Source organism: Planctopirus hydrillae (assembly GCF_001707835.1).
Lineage (GTDB): Bacteria > Planctomycetota > Planctomycetia > Planctomycetales > Planctomycetaceae > Planctopirus > Planctopirus hydrillae.
Genome location: NZ_LYDR01000137.1, coordinates 17,947 through 35,876, shown reverse-complemented (window position 1 = coordinate 35,876; position 17,930 = coordinate 17,947). Strand labels below are relative to the sequence as shown.

16 protein-coding genes are annotated in these 17,930 nt (G+C 58.0%); all 16 read right to left on the bottom strand.

Translation table 11 applies throughout. The features are described 5' to 3' along the window. The 16 genes from A6X21_RS16755 to A6X21_RS16675 all read right to left on the bottom strand — a co-directional run bounded on the left by A6X21_RS16755 (position 1) and on the right by A6X21_RS16675 (position 17,814). Positions 1 to 1,218 (bottom strand): restriction endonuclease subunit S, encoded by a 1,218-nt coding sequence (locus A6X21_RS16755; protein WP_068850049.1) that lies wholly within the window; start codon positions 1,216 to 1,218, stop codon positions 1 to 3. Then, positions 1,215 to 2,792, bottom strand: a complete 1,578-nt coding sequence (locus tag A6X21_RS16750) for a type I restriction-modification system subunit M (RefSeq protein WP_068850046.1) — start codon at positions 2,790 to 2,792, stop codon at positions 1,215 to 1,217. The genes A6X21_RS16755 and A6X21_RS16750 overlap by 4 nt, the downstream gene beginning before the upstream one ends. A gap of 369 nt (positions 2,793 to 3,161) precedes the next feature. Then, positions 3,162 to 3,464, bottom strand: coding sequence for a hypothetical protein (locus A6X21_RS16740; RefSeq protein ID WP_131818397.1), 303 nt, complete (start codon positions 3,462 to 3,464; stop codon positions 3,162 to 3,164). 183 nt (positions 3,465 to 3,647) lie between these two features. Beyond that, positions 3,648 to 5,219: a glycosyltransferase gene (locus A6X21_RS16735; RefSeq protein WP_068850037.1), complete on the bottom strand. Its 1,572-nt coding sequence runs from the start codon at positions 5,217 to 5,219 to the stop codon at positions 3,648 to 3,650. A gap of 2 nt (positions 5,220 to 5,221) precedes the next feature. Further along, positions 5,222 to 6,658 (bottom strand): hypothetical protein, encoded by a 1,437-nt coding sequence (locus A6X21_RS24775; RefSeq protein ID WP_068850033.1) that lies wholly within the window; start codon positions 6,656 to 6,658, stop codon positions 5,222 to 5,224. Between the two features lie 3 nt (positions 6,659 to 6,661). Further along, positions 6,662 to 8,578 (bottom strand): hypothetical protein, encoded by a 1,917-nt coding sequence (locus tag A6X21_RS16725; protein WP_068850031.1) that lies wholly within the window; start codon positions 8,576 to 8,578, stop codon positions 6,662 to 6,664. After that, positions 8,575 to 10,971, bottom strand: a complete 2,397-nt coding sequence (locus tag A6X21_RS16720) for a hypothetical protein (RefSeq protein WP_068850027.1) — start codon at positions 10,969 to 10,971, stop codon at positions 8,575 to 8,577. The genes A6X21_RS16725 and A6X21_RS16720 overlap by 4 nt, the downstream gene beginning before the upstream one ends. A 180-nt stretch (positions 10,972 to 11,151) precedes the next feature. Continuing rightward, positions 11,152 to 11,490, bottom strand: a complete 339-nt coding sequence (locus A6X21_RS16715) for a hypothetical protein (protein WP_068850023.1) — start codon at positions 11,488 to 11,490, stop codon at positions 11,152 to 11,154. A gap of 11 nt (positions 11,491 to 11,501) precedes the next feature. Continuing rightward, on the bottom strand, positions 11,502 to 11,921 hold the full coding sequence (locus A6X21_RS16710) for a hypothetical protein (protein ID WP_068850018.1): 420 nt from the start codon (positions 11,919 to 11,921) through the stop codon (positions 11,502 to 11,504). Between the two features lie 12 nt (positions 11,922 to 11,933). Next, positions 11,934 to 12,899, bottom strand: coding sequence for a phage tail tube protein (locus tag A6X21_RS16705; RefSeq protein WP_068850014.1), 966 nt, complete (start codon positions 12,897 to 12,899; stop codon positions 11,934 to 11,936). Further along, positions 12,899 to 13,870, bottom strand: coding sequence for a hypothetical protein (locus A6X21_RS16700; RefSeq protein ID WP_068850011.1), 972 nt, complete (start codon positions 13,868 to 13,870; stop codon positions 12,899 to 12,901). Before A6X21_RS16700 ends, A6X21_RS16705 begins: the two co-directional genes overlap by 1 nt. A gap of 139 nt (positions 13,871 to 14,009) precedes the next feature. After that, positions 14,010 to 14,528 carry a hypothetical protein gene (locus A6X21_RS16695; RefSeq protein ID WP_068850008.1) on the bottom strand — a complete coding sequence of 173 codons (519 nt, stop codon included), beginning with the start codon at positions 14,526 to 14,528 and terminating at the stop codon, positions 14,010 to 14,012. 6 nt (positions 14,529 to 14,534) lie between these two features. Beyond that, the gene (locus tag A6X21_RS16690) at positions 14,535 to 15,590 is read right to left on the bottom strand and encodes a C1 family peptidase (RefSeq protein ID WP_131818395.1); all 1,056 of its coding nucleotides are present in this window, start codon (positions 15,588 to 15,590) and stop codon (positions 14,535 to 14,537) included. 76 nt (positions 15,591 to 15,666) lie between these two features. Continuing rightward, positions 15,667 to 16,884, bottom strand: coding sequence for a hypothetical protein (locus tag A6X21_RS16685; protein WP_068850001.1), 1,218 nt, complete (start codon positions 16,882 to 16,884; stop codon positions 15,667 to 15,669). Further along, entirely contained in the window at positions 16,881 to 17,273 is a 393-nt protein-coding gene (locus tag A6X21_RS16680; protein ID WP_068849999.1) for a hypothetical protein, read from the bottom strand. The genes A6X21_RS16685 and A6X21_RS16680 overlap by 4 nt, the downstream gene beginning before the upstream one ends. 196 nt (positions 17,274 to 17,469) lie before the next feature. Beyond that, positions 17,470 to 17,814: a DUF2190 family protein gene (locus A6X21_RS16675; protein WP_068850183.1), complete on the bottom strand. Its 345-nt coding sequence runs from the start codon at positions 17,812 to 17,814 to the stop codon at positions 17,470 to 17,472. Positions 17,815 to 17,930 lie beyond the last annotated feature (116 nt).

Below are 17,930 nucleotides of genomic sequence, written 5' to 3'. Positions count from 1 at the left end.
TTATGCCTCCACCGCTTCCGGCTTCGGGAAGCTCAGCAGCAGGTCGCGATAGTACTCGTATTGCTTTTGCCGCAGCTCAATCTCCCGTGGGAGACCATAGCTGATTGAGTTGGTCAACAAATCGAACTTGTCAAGGATTGCGACAATACGAGACTGCTCGGATAGCGATTTCTCAATGTTGTTTGGATAAGGAATTGGGATCGACACATTGCAAAAGCCATTGATCAGTAATGTGTTAACCTTTGTTCTAGCGATGTATTTTGCCTTCTCGGTGATAAACGATGCTGTTTGCATACAATACGAGATAAATTTTGGGTTCATGGAATGACGAAATGCGTAGCAATGATCATGAATTGCCACTTTTTCGTCTCCCAGCCATGCAACGGCCTTGCCAACATCCTCTACGGTCTCGCCCACGTCCGTTAGAATTACATCCCCCGGCTCTGCGTATCGTAAAGCTTCGGCCATCTCGCCTTTTACCTGCGAGAAAGTATCAGTTGTAAAAACTCCATATCTGGTATATATCTCGCCATAGTGGATAGCTGGTATTCCACCAGCATCCACGTAATCTGCTTTGGTGAATCGCTTGCCTCGAATAAACTCCCCGACCTCCCCGAGCGTCTTCCATTCGACATCGCCATCCTTAAAACTCAACAACTGATCGCGGTAATAGTTGTATTGCCTTTGGCGGGCGGTCAGCTCGGCGGTCAGCTCGGCGGTCAGCTCGGCAAAGGTGTCCAGTATTCGCACGATCTCCCCCTGGATCTCCAGCGATCGCGTCGGGTTCGATGGACAGGGAATGGGAATGGGGTATGCCTCAAAATCGTTTGCTCGAACGTGTGGCACACCCGCACCTTGACCCATTTGGTGGATCTTTTCTTGATCCTTCTTGAGGAGATAGTAGACGTACTTCGTTCTGAGAAAATCATTGTCTGGATGAATGCTGAACGCATCGGTGAGAAATATAGGGATCGTCCAATAGCTTATGAGTCCTGCGTAAGCGCCAGATCTGGCTATGACAATGGTCTCCCCGATTCGATTACCTTCGGCGTGGAAATAGTTGTAGCCAGGGCCATTGCCAACAACTGGGAAACCGCCTGGTTGTGTCTCCCTTTTTGTAATCGCCGTCCCTCTTCGGATTTCTGCGTAGTCTCCTAAGTGTTTCCACTCGACTTCTACGCCATCCAACAGTTTCTCCATGAAAGTCATGTCGCTCACGCTTCCACCTCCTCGCCTTCGATTTCCGCCACAATGGCATCAATCTCCGACCGCAGTCGATCAATCCGGGCGACGGTCGTTTTCAGTTCCGCGTTGAGCTGGGCAATGTCCACCCGTTCGCGAGTGTCTTCGGCTTCGACGTAGCTGCTCACGGACAGGTTGTAGTCGTTGGCTGCAATGGTCTCACAATCGACATTGCATGCGAGATGATCAATGTGTGCCTTGCTGCCAAAGACCTCCATGATCTGCTGAATATGCCCGGGATTCTCCGGGTCATCGTTGTCTGTCAGCGTGTTGTTGTTAGTCTCTTTCTTAAACAGACCACTGGCATCAATGAATTGAATCGTCGTGTCCGTTTTGTGCTTGGAGAGCACCAGAATATTGACGGCAATCGTCGTGCCATAGAACAGATTCGGGGCCAGCGAGATTACGGTTTCCACATAGTTATTATCCACCAGATACTTGCGGATCTGCCGTTCAGCACCCCCGCGGTAGAAGATGCCAGGGAAGCAGACTATCGCCGCCCGGCCCTTGCTGGAAAGATAGCTGAGTGCGTGCAACACAAAGGCAAAATCAGCCTTCGATTTGGGAGCCAGGACGCCCGCAGGTGCAAAGCGGTCATCGTTGATCAAGGTCGGGTCGTCGCTGCCCACCCACTTCACCGAATAGGGAGGATTGGAAACAATCGCATCGAACGGTTTCTCATCGCCAAATTCCGGGGCGATGAGGGTGTTTCCCAGCTGGATGTTGAACTTGTCGTAGTTAATGTTGTGCAGGAACATGTTCATACGCGCCAGGTTGTAGGTCGTATGGTTGATTTCCTGGCCGAAGAACCCCTCCTCGATCACGTGGGCATCAAAATGCTTTTTGGCCTGGAGGAGTAACGACCCCGATCCGCAGGCGGGATCGTAGATCTTGTTGACCCGGGTCTGCTGATGCATTGCCAGTTGAGCAATCAACTTGGAGACATGTTGAGGCGTGAAGAACTCGCCCCCCGATTTTCCGGCGTTGGCAGCGTAATTCGAAATCAGAAACTCATACGCATCGCCGAAGAGATCGATCTTGCTCCCTTCGAACTCGCCAAAGTCGAGCCCCGCCACTCCCTTGAGCACGGCTGCCAAGCGGGTATTCTTGTCTTTTACCGTGTTGCCCAGGCGGTTGCTGGTGGTGTCGAAGTCAGCAAACAGCCCCTTGATGTCCTCTTCCGAGGGATAACCAATGGCAGAGGATTCAATTGCCGCAAAGACAGCTGCCAGATCGGTATTCAGGCTATCGTTGCTGTGGGCCGCTTTGGCGATGTTCACGAACAGCTGGCTGGGATAGACAAAGTAGCCCTTCGTCTTGATGGCATCGTCTTTGATCTCAGGGGTGATGACATCATCGTCGAGGGAGGCATAGTCGATGCTTTCGTCTCCCGCTTCGATGTACAGGGCAAAGTTCTCACTGATAAACCGGTAGAACAGTGTGCCCAGGACATATTGCTTGAAATCCCAACCATCCACGGCACCACGAACATCATTGGCGATCTGCCAGATTTGGCGTTGCAGAGCAGCACGCTGTTGAGCTCCGGTCATTCGGTTGTCATTCCTTGGTGAATCATCAGACGCACGATCATCGGCGCGTTGCTGCGAATTACACTCATGAGAGCGCATTAACAGCAATACCGATGGACGAGCCTGCGGCGGCGGTGTGTAAACATCAGGTTGACGACGGCACAATCTTCGGCCGTCGTCTTACGAAACGATTGTGCGCAAAGTTCGCACGTCTCGCAAACCAATCCTGATTGGCAAGATGCGAAGGCACATCGATTCGCGAACCGCAGGGAGTCAGATTGCCGCGGATGGAGCAGCAACCGCAAACGATCCCGGGAAGGATCAGGAAGTCACCCAGAAAAAGAACGCCTCGGGCAGCGAGTTTTCCCATTGCCCGAGGCCTGGAAACCGTTAATGACATTCCGGAAAACGCACATTGATCGCGTTGGCAAACTCTTTATGTTTCACACTTAACCGAATCTGCGGGAACTTGGCCATGAATTTTTCACAAGTTGTTGTTCCGTCATGTTCGGGCTTAAGTGCCCCTTGAATTACCTGGGGATCAAACTTTCCATTATCCTTTAGAATATTGACAATAGCATAACAATAGCCAAATTGCTCACAGCAAATCTTTCGGAGAAATTCCAACTCTTCTATGAGCAACGGATACAACTCACCGGACGTATCCTGAGCTTCGAAAACTTTAATTTGCATGATCATTCTCCATTTTGGACCACCAACTATTGGAGTGTCTCTCAAGTGGAAAAAATGAGAATGCGATTTGGAAGATTCTTGGAAAGATTAATCAAATATTAACTCAAGCACACCACGAGAATCTCTCGGGTATAAGAGTTGATTCCAGTATCTCGAATAGGCTTCATATCCAGATAAATAGACTTATCTTGATGTGATATGAATCTCACGCATCTTCTCCGGCGTGATGTAGTGGGCGGTCACCTGTTGGTTTTCCGTGCCGGGTGTGGTCTGTTTTCCCGCTTGAAACTGCCTGCTCTTGGTCAGGCTGATTCCGGCAGCGTGCAGCACTTGGGCAACATGCACATCTTCTGCCCAGTGGGTGGGTTCGCTGGCTGCGACGATTGAAACGGCCTTGGGACTGAGTAAGTAGCCGGCCCCGCCGCTGGCTGTTTCGAACGGTCGGCCCGTTGCCACTCGCTGCGGGGTGGGAGTACCGACGTAATCCGCGGTCATCCGGTCGCGGGCCAAGATTCGGGCCACATGCACATAGGTGTCATCGTCGCACTTCAAAACTCTGGCGTACTTTCGGCTTGATTGCAGCCACCGGCAAAACCAGATCGTTTTTTCGGTGAGATGCTGGTAATCGTCCGGGCAGGGGAGAAGCAGCATATCGCCCCGTTTTTGTGGAGCTTCGACCAGATCAGGACGGCCAACGAGAAATACCAGTTCCACGTCCTCAGGCAGATCTTTTCCCCAGGTCTGCCGGATCGCTTCCCGCTTCTCGCGATAGCGGGCCTGCTCATTGTCGGCTGACAGTACCCCAATGATCAGCCGCCGATGTTCCGTGTCTGGAATTACTGCGGGCGCGGTTTGTAAAGCGGCGGGGGCTGGCATCTGCTGCAGCCGGTCGAGTGCTCCCACTTCGCGGGCAATCTCGATGAATCGCTCGATCGAGAGCCGCCCGGGGGCTGTGTAGTTGGCCTGAATCTGCTGGAACGATGGGTAACCCAGTTCGGCGAATCCCAGCAGATCATTCCGGGCTTTTGTTGACCAAGCAAACCCCTTGTAAGGGCTGCCGTCCGCATAGCCGTACAGATGAATCCAGCGAAGCCACGGCAGGCACATTACCTTCCGCCCGGCTTGCCGGTATTTCTCGGGAATGTACGGTTCAATTCCCCCATGGCCGCGAACGTCAGGATGAAAGCCCAGAAACGATTCCCGCTTGGCGACGAAACAGCCGGTTCCACAACTGTTGATTTCGAAGGGGGCCGCGTGCGGGTTGTCGGCTGATGGATGGGTGGCCCAGTCTCCCCAGTTCCCATTCGCTCCATATCGTGGCAGGTAATGCGTGCCGACGATCGCGGGTTTCCCATCGGCATTCATCAGCCGCCGCCGCAAGTTCGGGCCGAAGTACAGCCCGTCGTCAATCGTCGCAGCGAACGCCACCAGGCGAGCCAGAACACCCGTATCGAGGATCACATGGGAATCGATACAGCAGACGGCATTGCCGGTCGCATGATCGAAGACCGCTTGCTTGGCCGGGCCTGCTCCCTGAGGTTCGGGAAGGTGCAGATAACGAGCGTTCTGGATGTCGGCGACGTGTTCCCGCTCGGCCTTGATGTGGGTTTCCTTGGCCGACTGAGAGACAACCAGAATTTCGACCTGATCCGTCAGGCCCAGGTCGCGGCGCGTGCGTTGCAGATCAATCAACGTGAACCACAAGGCCCGCTGATCGTCACAAGTGGGAATGCCGATGGTGAGTATTGGTTTCATGGTTATGGTTCCTCTGCCGGGCCTTCTTCAGTTCCCGCTGATGTTCCGCCCCCTTCACATGGGTAACTGGCCACGGTTCCACAAGGAACGGTCAACGTGGCAGCAGTTCCAGGCACGACAAGCTGTGCGGGGCATGATCCACCCCCGGAGACACTGCAGGAGGTCGCCAGGTTGTAAAGGCTGTGAGTCACGCCACCGACCACACACCAGGCAGCCGCGGCCAGCGTATAACTGCAGGTCCCCGTTGCAGCCGACCCGGTTCCGCTCGTTGTCCCTGTGCCAGTCGGTGCCGTGGTGCCAGTTCCGCCGCTTGTGCCTGTCCCGGTGCCTGTGGGTGGCGATGTCGGGCCGCTTGTCCCTGTCCCGCTGCTGCCAGAGCAATCAGCCGGTGAGGCAGTGCAAGGGGTCGAAGCGAGTTGACCAATCGTTGTTCCCGGCGTGGTGGGTGGGCAGGCTTCGCAACCGGATGGGCAATTCGACGAACTGGAAGCCCATTCCCAAGCATCCCCATTCCAGTACCAGGATTCGGTGCCGGTGCAGCTCGCACTTGTGCCGGTGCCTGTGCTGGATGGATCGCCAGTATTGGTTCCCGTTCCCGTTCCTGTAGGTGGCGTGGTTCCGGTGCCAGTCGTGGTGCCTGTGGTTGTGCCGGTGCCAGTGCCACTCGAACAATCGGCGGGGGCCGGGCCGCAGGGCGTGGTCACAATTTGCCCGGGATATTCGCCCGGGTAATCCGGCGGGCAGGCCTCGCAGCCATCCTGACCGGAACACATGCCACCACTGCCGACCACCCAGATTGTTCCAGTCCACTCCCAGGCCGTGGAGGCCAGGGGCGGACAGGTGGCTGTTGTCCCTGTGCCGGTCGTTGTTCCCGTCCCGGTATCCGTGCCTGTTCCTGTGCTAGTGCTGGGGGTGCAATCGCCGCATGTGACCGGGACAAGCTCTAATGTCGCGGGCCAGAGTGGGGTCATCTCATCGGGGGCCGGAGTCGCGGTCAGTGTGCGAGTGATCGAGCAATCCATGTCGTTCGTGCGGAAGGTGACGGTCTGACCCTGCAGGCTCAAGACAACCACCGGCGGCTCCACCGATTCATTCATGCTGATCGACATGTAACGCAAGAGAGGGATGTCGGCAGAACTGGTTGTCCAAGCGCAATCACTCGATCGAGAAAAACACCGCATCCCGTTGAACTGCTCCAATTCGCCCGCAAAGCCGCTGGCCTCGATGCGGAAACACTCCGTTTCGCAATCTGTGCAGGGGGGCACCTCATCCCATGGGCCGGTCAAGGGTGTGGGGGGCCAGGGGCCGCCGACTGGCCAGCCCTCGCCGGTCTGCCGCACGTGACGCCACAATCGATCGATGTCGATGTGATGCTCCTCAATGCGGCGGAACAATTCGTTGATCTGTTGGGCTTCTGTGCGAGGCCGGATCGGCTGCATGGTTTACTGCTCCATTCCGGTTTCCGGATCGACATAAGCCACCCGATAGTTGTTCGTGACGCCGACCAGCTGCTGGGCCTTGTAACCCTTGTAAGTGCGGAAGATCTCAAAGATCAGCGTCTGACCCGCAAAGAGCGCCACTTGCTCCAGTGCCCGGATCTTCAGCCGCTCCCGTAACTGGCCCGAGTCCTCGCCGAGCTGCTCCATCCAGTCCCCGGAGAACGTCAGCGAGGTCTGATCATTGGTCAGGTCGTATTCCACATCGGTGAGGATGGCGTTGATATCTTCCCAGCCAATGGTCTGCGTCCCGCCGCCACCATTCCCCGACGTGAACGAGACTCGCTTGCTTAAACTGGCCCACGAGAAATCGAGGCCGTCGAGCACCACACCCCCCGTCCAGACAATGTCCTTCTGCTCATCGAGCTGAGCCCGGGCATATTTCACAAACTGAGCGATCCGGGCTGAAGTCGTCACAGGAACGCCATATTCGCGCCCTGTGGCCAGCGATTCGTCGTACTGCTCCAGCTCACGCGCCAACCCTGCCACTGTGTAGGCCGTCCCTTCGAAGCCTTCTTCCGGAACTCGCACCTGCAGGCAGGGAGAATACGGAGCCCATACGAGCCGCATGGCATTGGGGGCGAAGATCGTTTGTGTGGATCCCGGAACAATCGAACCACCACTCGCATTCACCCGGCGAAAGTACGGAACCGTTCCATTGAACGTGGCAATCCCCTCGCGGAAATCGAACCACACACCATAAGCGGTCTGCCAGGTCGTGCCGCGATCCCAGGAACACTGCAACACAGGACTTCTCACCGCAACTTGCTGATAACTCTCGACACTGGCCGTGAACCAGTCATTGAGCAGCTTCGCTCCTCGACGCTTGGATGGATCCACAATCTGCCAGCGAGGCCACGTCTGTTCCGTGAAGAATCCCGAGGAGTTCCCCCAAGTCTCCAGGAACGTCGGATCGCCCAGGGGAACCAGCGTATTGGCTGGCGGGTCGATCTCATCTTCCGCCGGCAGCCGCCAGGTGAAGATCTCGGTCGTATTGGTCTCCGGCCCATAAATCCGGACCGCCGTGTGACAGTTCTCGATTGTCGTCTGCATCTGCATCGACAACACCGGATGCGTCACACTCGGATCATTGACCCGGATCGTCACCACGGGAGCCGTATCGATCTTTGGGAATCGCCAGAGACGGCTGCCAGGCTCCCACAACAACCGCATGCGGGGTTCATATCGCCGGACTCGATCGAGGCAACTCCGTACAGGCTCCGAGGGAAAGACCAGTTTCTCCTGCGGCTTGAAATCGTACTGGGCCAGCTCACTCCCCACATACGGCGGCACGGCCCCTTCGAGCGTCCCGTCGCCCGGAGCCGCATTCCGCCAGACGAGCGGGTGGTAACTGTATTCCAGGATCCCGGCGAGGATCTCGCCAACCGTCCCATCCTGGCCCACGGAATGAGCGTAGTCATCGTCTGCATCATTCTTGCAGTTGTAGACCAATCGAGGGACAGCCCCGATCGCCGGCTGCGGCCAGAGCAGCTCCTCCGGATTCCCCGGCGTGTACGAGGCATTGAAGAGTTTGACCTCTTTGTTGGCTCGATAGCTGGGGTCGTAGCATTCATATGAGAGCTGATTCGAGGCATCGGGCGAGATCGATTCCACGAATCCCTCGAAGAGCGGATTGTCGATCGACTGAGCCGCTCCCCGGACTGTGGCTCCCTCGATCCACAGTTTCAGATAGGTGTGGTACTCAATCGGTCGCTCCTGCTGCGGAGCCACCAGCGTGAATGTCAGCCGGGCGGCATGCTCATAGCTGATATTCAGCTTGCCATTGCCGATGGCCAGCTCCTGCAGGTCGAGTTCTTCGAATGGCCCGAAGGGAACACTTTGGGCGGCCAGATGGACTGTCATAGAAGACTCCCGGCTTTGGCCCTCTTGAGGTCATTGCGTGCCGACTGATTCAGGGCGGGCATGGCTTTGCGGATCTGAGCCACTTCGGCACTGAGGCGTTCGTTGTTTTGCCGCTCGATCGAGGCCTGCTGTGTCAGTTCGGCCAGAGCCTTGACGGCTTCCTGAGTCACCTGGCCATTGTCCGCCATCGCCTGCAGCGTGTTGGCCGCCGCCTCCTGTTGAGCCGCTGCGAGCTGCTCAGGATCAGTCTGGCCACGTGCGAATTGACGAGCGGCTTGTGCCCGGGCCTTATCCTGAGCCTGGCGGGACTTTCGCTCGAAGTCGCGAAACTGTTTCGCATCGGTCATATCGACCCGGCCTGCGTTCTCATCGTAGAACTTGCGAGCTGCTTCAGCCGCTGCCTTATCCTGCAGCTGCTTCCGTACCTGGCGGGGATCGACCTGGTTGAGGATCTGATTCCCATCAATCCCCTGCTGCTTCAGGAACTCTTCTCGTTGCCGCTTGGCTTCATCGGCCGCCTTGAGCTTGTCTTCTTCGGCCTTACGCGTGGCGGCCACTTCTCGATCGAGTTGCTGAATCTGGTAGTCGGTCGCTTCCTTGGCCAGTGCCCGATCCCGTTCGGCCGAGACTTTCACGCGATCTTCTTCGCTGTCGGCCTGCTCATCGCGCAGCCGCATTTCTTCTTCGATCTGCCGTACGCGAGCCCGATGCTTCTGCTCTTCGTTGAGTCCCTTGGCATCCATCTGCCGCATTTCGAGACGATGTCGATCCTGCAGGGCCTGCAGACTGGTGGACTGGTTTTCTTCGCGGTACAGATCGAACAGCTTCTGCTGCTGCTCTTCCTGTTTGCGGATCTGCTCTTCAATGGCCTTCATCCGCGCAGCCTCGGCCTTCTGGGCCTCTTCAGCCGCTCGCCGGGTTGCCTCCACTTCCGCTTTGCGGGCTTCTGTGACAATCTCCGCCCGGCGGGTTTCGAGGATCTGCACCTGTTGGGCCAGCTTAGCCGTTTCTTCGGCCGTCAGCTTGTCGATGCGGGCCTTCTCGCCCGCTGCCTGGCGGAGCTTCGCCAGTTCGGCATCAATCTGTTCTGTGGTCTCATAGGCCCGTACCTTCTCCTTTTCGGCCTGCTTCGCGCGTTCATTGTCAGCGGCTTCAAAGACTCCCCGCAGGCGTGCGAAATCATCCTTCGAGGCGTTCTGGAAGTCATCAACCTTGTTCGAGGCCTGGCGAGCTTCCCGCAGTTGCTTCAACTCATTGCGGACCTTCTCAGCCGATTCGGCCCAGCCAAAATAGACGGCGATGTTGGCACTGGCGGCATCCCGGCTTTCGGTGAACCACTTCCCGGCTTCCTGGGTCCCAGTTCCGAGCAGCTTAAACTGGCTGGTAACATGATCCCGAACCGTGTTGGCCACCTGCATCAAAACGCTGTCATTCTGCAGCCACTCATCTCGCAGCGAGATGGCCATCGACAACCCTTCCTCGAAGGGCGAGACGAGATCGCGTGCCAGGCTCCCGGTCCCTTCGGCGAGATCCTTGAAGGCAGACTCGAATCCATCCGTCAGGGTTTTGACAGCTTTGCCCCAGTTCCCATCGACTTCCTGGAACTGTTCCGTCAGCCGCCGGAAAGCTCCCGTGAAGGGCTGCACGAACTTGTTGGCAACGTCGAAGCTCCCCTTCCCCAGGGTTGTGATCAGGTTGGCCGAATGAACATCGAGTTCCTTCAGGCTCACCCCCATGCGAGCGGCCGCTTCCTCGACAGTCTCACCTGTCCGGCGGGCTTCACTCTGCAAATCCGCAAATTTTTTCCTCTGCTCTTCTGTGGCTTTCGCCCCCTGCTTCAGCCCGGCGTCAAAGAGCTTCATCACACTGACGCCCGCCTGATAGGCTCCATACAGGGCAAAGAGTGCCCCGCCAGTCGCTGCGGCCCCGCCCGCCAGGAGGAGCAGTCGAGGAGCGGCCGCTTTGGCAGCAGTTCCCAGGCCTGCAAGAGCGACACGAGCGGTACCACTGTTCTTGCCGAAGAAGCCCATCACTGCATTGAGGGCCTTGGAGGCTGATTGCATCTTCCAGTAGGTCAGGACCAGGCCACCGCCGGTGGTGATCAGGTTGTTGACCACACTCCCCGTCTGTTCGTAGGCCGCCCGCTGAGCCGATTGTTCGGCCGCCACTTTCTGCGACTGATCGACTGTTTCCCGCATGGCTCCCACGAGGCTCTCATGCTGCAGCCGCAACGCCTCGATGATCTCGGATTGCTTGGCAAACTCGCCGTCGGCTTCTTCGGTCGCGGTCTTGAGCGGACGCATTTCCTGCGCAGTGTCAGCGGCCTGCTCTGAGAGTTCACGCAGACCCTTCTGAGCGTTTCCGGCGAGGTCGACGCGAAGGTAAGTCGTCATGACGATCCAGCTCCAGAATCTGCGCCTGCAATCCCTCGACTGTGGCCGCCGGCCAGCTCAATAGCTCGCGACGCGAGACACCCAGCCGGCGGCACAGTGACTTGATCATGAGCAGCTCGCAGAGCAGCTCGGTTTCGGGAAGAATCGTGCCCGTCCGTTTGAAGTGACGGACGGCACGTGTCAGTTTTTTTGCTCAGCCCGATCCATGAAGAAGAACCGCGACACAATGTCCGCCGCCTTCATGTAGAGATCGGCATGCTGCCGGCAGAGTTCGGCAAAGCGATCAAGACTGAATTCAATCGGTTTGTCCTCTTCGTCCAGGACATCTTTCCAGCCAGTCAGAACGGTTTCGATCCGGTACCGCACCTGAGCCGACAACCCCATAAAGACGAGGGAGCGTTCGTGGAGAACTTCTTCGTAGGTCGGTGGCCTGACGACCAGAGCCATTTCCGAACCATCGGCCAGTGTGAAAACATGGGTCGTCTGGCACTGATTCTGTTTGCTTAAACGGGTGGGCATATTCTTGCCTTTCAAGGGGAATCGAGTTTGGCCAGGGCCTCACTCAAAATCGCCTCCATGCGGGCCTGCACATCGCGAGGCACCTTCGAGGGGAGCAGTTTGCGGTACCGCTCAAAGAACCGGGCAGCCAGTGCCGTGTAATAGACCGAGGCCGACTTTCGGACTCGCTTGTTTTTGGCGGCCAGCTTGATCGACCTTTTCAGCTCACCCGTCAGTACACCGATCGGCCCCGCACGGGGTCGCTTCAAAGGCTTCCAGGTCAACCCGGATCGACCGCGGCGAGTGGTACTGAGCTGCTGGAATTCTTCGCGGGCGAAGTCAATCAAGAGGCTGGCAATGTCCGTGATCGACGCCGAGAGTGAGCGATCGAGCTGGCGACTCAAGGTCGCCAGCTCCCGCTGCAATTCATCCGGTCGCAGATCTGTGGTCATGGCCACCCTTCATCAGGCCACGTCGCTGAATGTCCAGGCGATGGCGTTCACGCCATCTTCCTGGGGTTTATCCACTTTGAACTGCAAGGGCTGGTTCACGATTTGGCGGCCGCGAGCCGTCTTCGCCTGTTGCAACTTCAGACAGCCGAAGTCGATTTCGATCATTGTCCAGGAAGTGTCGACCGTCCCTGTGCCTTGATGCAGTCCCTTCAGGACGAGACGAGCCTCGACTTCCTGGCCCGCCAGAGACATCGAGCGAATCTTCTCTGACCAGGTATTGGACGTCTTGGGGGGCTGCAACTGGAGCGTAATCCCCGTATCACCTGTCGGGAGCGAAAGCGGCTTCTTGCTGTTGAGGTAATTCGGGGCGATGTTGTGGTTCTGTACCAGCGAGAATCCGCCGAATGGGATACTGGTCGCACCATTCAGATCGAGAATGGAGTCGGTGAAATCGAACTCGACGAGCTGGTGACGGTCAAAGGCTGGCGCGGGAGCATTCCCCACGGTCGCATTCCCCAGCTGGTCATAACCCATCAGATCGAGCTGGAGCATGATCGCTCCATTCTCCTGGCCGCTCAAAGTCGCCTGATTAACCACCAGCCCCAGGTGCCGCTGGTTATCGATGTTCAGCCCTTCGTAATGGTTGGCGGAATACGATTCGCGGAACTTGGCTTCGGGATTCCCGAAGGCCCAGGTGAGCAGTCGTTCGGCCAGGCTCATCCCGGCCGATTGTCGCCAGGCGTAGAGTGGCAAACTGGCAGAGCCTTGCGGCATGCCGCGCACAAAACGGGTGTGCATCGACTGGCGAAAGCCCGTCAATGGGTTGGCCGAACGGGACTCGACTTCCATCTCAACATCGTAGGAATCGAACGGGACGTGAATCAGTGTCGGCGAGCCCGGGTATTCTCCCCAGGTTGTTTCTTTCACGAGGGTGACGAACGATTCCTGACCGGTGATTAACTGAACTGGCGTAGGCATCAGGGACTCCCTGCATGATAGAGGTCAAGGTAGATCGGCAGCCCGATCGATAACGTGATTTGGATCGCTTTGCGGTCTTCACGACCGGGAAGCGAAATGCTCTGAATGAGGCAGGGGCCGAGTGGTCGTGGTAAGTGACCGATCGCCGCCCGCACATAGCTCACAGTGCCGCCCTCGGGCGTACTGCGGCAGACGGCCATCAGCAGCTCCTGGCTGATGGTTTCGGCGAGCTGCAAGGAGCCTGCCGGCAGCCAGGCCTGCAGCCGGATCACGGCCGGGATCTTCTGCAGGATGTTGAGGACGTCTTCGGTCGTGAAGGGTTGCCAATCGACAGCGAGAGCCGGGAGCTCGTCGAGGGCGGGCTTCTCGCGGAGGAGCAGTTCCTCGGTGTCGGCATCAGACTTAAACAAGCGTTGCCACTCGAAGCCAGCGGGCCAGTTCCAGTTCTCGATCGCCGCCCAGACTGCCAGCCGAGCTTGGGTGAGAAGTGCAGCCGGAGTGATCTCGACGGATTCGGCCGGTGTGCCGGCGAGCAGCTCGATCGTCAGAGCGAATTGAGCCACATAGACGCCGGGCGTGCGGAGCTGCTCACGACTGACCAGCTCGGTCTGCTCGATGTCGAGAATGCGGCCGCCAGAGACGACGCGATCGGTCAGCCAGTCCCGCAGCTGCTGGCCGAGATGATCGAGCCGCTCGATCAATGGATCCTTCATGCTGGCCACGCGACAGCCCAGGCCCACTCGGACGGTGTACTGCTCGAGGCTGCGGTGGGAGGTCCGCCCGATCTCCTCCCAGTCCTCGGCATCGAACACGATCACGGGTGTACTAATCCCCGTGAAGGAATAGGTGTCTAAGTGCTGGCGATCGCAAGTGAAGGCCATTTCCCAGCCACCAGCCGGTGCATGTTCTGCAGCCACCATCTGCACCAGCAGGGCGTCGAGAGCGGCGTTAATGCGTGCGGGGGTGGGCATGATTCAGAACTTTCGTTGAAGGTGATTTCGGGCGAAATCACTTGGTTGTTCGACGCCAGCGGCGGTTCCACCAGGAATCGAACAGCCGGTCAAAGGCGATAAAGCGGGATGTTCCAGGGCGTTTTCGCATGAGTCATCCTCACTTGCGGCCAAGTCGTTTCAGTTCTTTGGGTGAAAGGTTCATCAGTGGTGCAAGATTGAGGCATTGGCCGTTATTGCACGTCGGTACCGGCATCGGATGTAACGCCGGTTGTTGAGTTCTGGCAGCCGGAACAAGAGGCAACACCGGAGGCACTGGGAGCGGCTTTTGAGTGGCGGCTGGCTTCGGCGGTATCGGCACGGGATCCGGAACCGATTTCACCTCGAGTAATTTGTCGAGGGCGGAAAAGTCCGGTACCGAAGATTCACAAAGGGCATCGAGACAATCGAAACAGGGATCGGCTGCCAGGGTCGCCGTGGCGAGACGACTCGGTTCATCAATGAGACGATCCAGAGCAGCAAAGCTAGGGTTGGCAGACGTCATCACTGGGGGACTCTCAATCAGTCGATCAAGAGCCGAGAGATCAACGTCAGTGGCCAAGGCGGGTGTTGAGGCGTGAGCCAGGCAAAGTGATGTGAGAATCACAGCTTGCCAGGCCAGCAATTTGTAAGCATTCATGGCGGATCAATCCTTGATCAGGCGGTCGAGGGATGACCAGTCGATGTTGTCGGCCGGGAAGCCGGAGACATCGCTGATCGCATAGACTTCCCCACTGGGGGGCGTGCGTGAGTTGGGTGCCTTCAAGTCGGCTTCGAGCTGTTTACGGGTGATCCAGAAGCTCGAATCGGGTTCGTCGCCGAGTGGTTCCGGGTGATCGGTCGGCGGGTGACTGTTTCTCACGAGGAAGTACTGGCGATCGGGATCGGTCGAACAGGTGCCGTCATACCCGACAATCTCCATTGCATGGGCCCAGCTTCCCACACGACTGGTGACTTCGCGGCCATCCCGCTCGACATAGGCCGCCGGACGAAAGGACGTTCCCCACAGGCAGGGGTACCCGTTGCAGATCGCCCGGCAGACATCATCGGCGGTAAGACAGCGGTGATAATCACCCGTCCGGGTCTTGCCGAGCTGCATCAGCTCTGAGGGAGGCCCCGAACAACCCCAGCGGTCGGCCAGGCTGCCACTGTAGGGCTGACCCGCTTCTTCCTTCGTGATGAAGCCGTACTTCTTTAAGGCAATGACCGCATAGGAAGGATGCGAGCCATTCTTCCCGCAGGGGATGTGCGGGGCCCCGACACTTCGCCGAGCGGCTCCATACAGATAGGGGGGAAAGGGTTCGACCACTTTCTGCCGTCGGCCAGCTGCCACTTGCACACAAATCCGATCGCGGATCGCGTGAGCCAGGGCGAAGCTGGTGCAGTCTCCCGTCTGTTGAATTGAGACGGGCCACTGAGCCAGGAATGGCTTCTGGTCACCTTCGACAAAGAGAGCTGCTCGATCGAGGCGAGCCAGTTCCCGGGCATGGTTGCGCTGGGGATCATCATCGGCGGCGACGAATGGCCCGGCTGCCGGATGGAGAGCCTCCGCCACTTCCATGTGGTCAGCCGGCAGGCCGAAGTTTTCGTTGACCACTTTCTGCAGCTCGGGAGCAATCAGCATCACGGGAGCAACGCACAGAGCCCCGGCCAGGGAAAGAATCGCCAGCAGGATGTGGAGCCAGAATTTTGAGTTTTTCATGTTGGTCTGTCCCATCCTTGGGCTGACGATTGGAGACACAAATGTGGTTCAACAAAGCGAGTGATTTCGCCCGAAATCAGGTCACCGATTCGAGGGCGATCGCGGCTTCCAGGAACAGGGCCGCATAATCGAGGGGCGTTTTCAGCAGCCCCTCGCCATAGACCCGTTTGATTTCGGAGACGATCACCAGGAGCAGGGGTTTGTAATCCGCGGGGAGCTTCTCGAGAGCCGCTGCGAGTCGCTGAATGGCGGACGTCGGATCGAGGCTCCCCGCTTCCATCGCTTTAGCGGCCGCCCGGGCTTCACCAATCACGCCAGAAAGATCGCTCGCCCGATTGGGCCGATTGATCGACTTCAGGGCAGCGGTCAATTTGGGGGCCACCCCAAAGGTTTTGGAGGGATTGGGTGCGGGTTCCGGAGGTGGCACAGGTTTGACAGGTTCGGGTTTCACGGGATCCGGTTTCACCGGTTCCGGAACGGGAGCAGGTGGTACCGGATCCGGATTGACGGGCTTTGGTTCGGGGGGCGGTGTCGGCTGCCGGCCATCGACCACATATTGCCGTGACGTCGTATCGACCCCGTGCTGATTGCTCACCGAGAGCGTGAGAATGTATGTCCCCGGGAAACCGGCGGCCGTGATATCGGTAGCCTCCGTACTGCTGAGCTGCTTCCGCCCTTTGAGTTCAGGAGCGATCGTCCAGCGAACGTGTGTGGGTGAACCTTCGGAGCTTCTGGCGCTGAACTCCAGAAACTCCCCCGGCTCTCCCCGAGATGGCCCAGAGATGACTGCTCGAGGCGGACGACTGCCGGCCGCCGCCTGGCCACAACCGACCAGCGACAGGCACAACAGCAGAGCGATCAAGCCCAACGGCACCCACTTCACACCTGGTGGAGAGATCGGCAACGCATGCGGCTGAGATCGACCGTACGTGAACGGGTTGACCTGAGCGACCTCATCGCCAGGGGGCAAGTGATAGGCGGCGGCCGGATGAATCGGCAGACCAGGAAAGAGATCCCGCAGCAGGCTATCGGAGGGTTGATTGGGGAACGGCTGAGAAATCGCGTCACCACTGGGGGTGTCGTCATCTCCGCCATCGTCTTTTTTGCCATCTCCATTCTTCAACCTGGTGAGATAGTTCACCAGCACTGGCGCGAAGGCGGCCACCAGCGGCGAATAGACACCGAAGTCGGTCGAGGTGAGCCATTGGCCGAGATAAGCAATCAAGGCCCCCGACAGGCCCAGGAGAAACGATTTCAGCATCGGGGATGGTGAGGGGATTTTCAGGAAATTCATAGGACAGGCTCCGATGAGTGGAGGACAGTGGAGACTTTGAGCGACTGGCCGGTACCGTCGGCGAATTGATAAGCCTGCTGGCTGCCGGCAGGGGGCGTCACATGAAACACACGGCGAATGCCGTTCGCGATGTACTCAATCCGGTCGCCCGCCCTCGGCAGGAACGGGAGCCCACCGTTCTCGATGGGTGCGAACTTGAACACAAACAGCACGGTGTCGAACTCGATCGACAGGCCCAGGGCGGCGAGGGCTGATTGAGCTGAACTGCTCAGCATGGCCCGCAGCTCCAGGGCCTGCTCCTCCCGCCGGTACGTGACCAACTCGCTGGCGTGTTCTTCACGCTGCGAGGCGAGCCAGGCTCGGGCGTTTTTGAGCAGATTGGTTCCCATGAATTGCAGCCATCCATGTTGAGCAAGTGGTTATAAAAACGAACAATTCGCTGATATTTGTGGTCGATGTGCCGATATTTCGGCGGCATGCTGTAATAAAAGCCCGGCGGAGAGACGGCGGTCGGAACCAAGTCCGTCCGCCGGGCACATCATCGCGGCGGCCCTTCTGTAGCGAGCCCGTCGCGAGTTGGTTGGATTACGTGTTGGGCAGATGCAACACGAGCATCGAGGTGGCCCCGGTGGCCCATCCCCCAACCGCTGTGCCGATCCGCTTGTTGGTGCCACTGTCGGCAGCCGATGTGCAGGCCACGTCGGCCGCATCCCAATAGACCACCGCTCCATCGGCAAAGGTGGACGTGTCCTTGGGCACCTGGTACACACCGCCGCCAGCCGCCAAGGCACCCGGCATATTGGCGGGGATCTCGTGATGAGCGATCCGCACATCATTCCCCACCACCACCACCGCTCCGGCCGCAACATCAGCCGAGGGGGTGTGATCGAGCACAATGGGATCACCATATTTGAACATTGCAATGGCCATCGTGGCCTCCTGATGAGAAGTAAAGAACTCGAACAGTGACAACCCACCGCATCATGGGGCGGGCGGAATGAACGCTTCAGTCAACCCGCCCCATGGAAAATCCAAGCCAGCCCGCT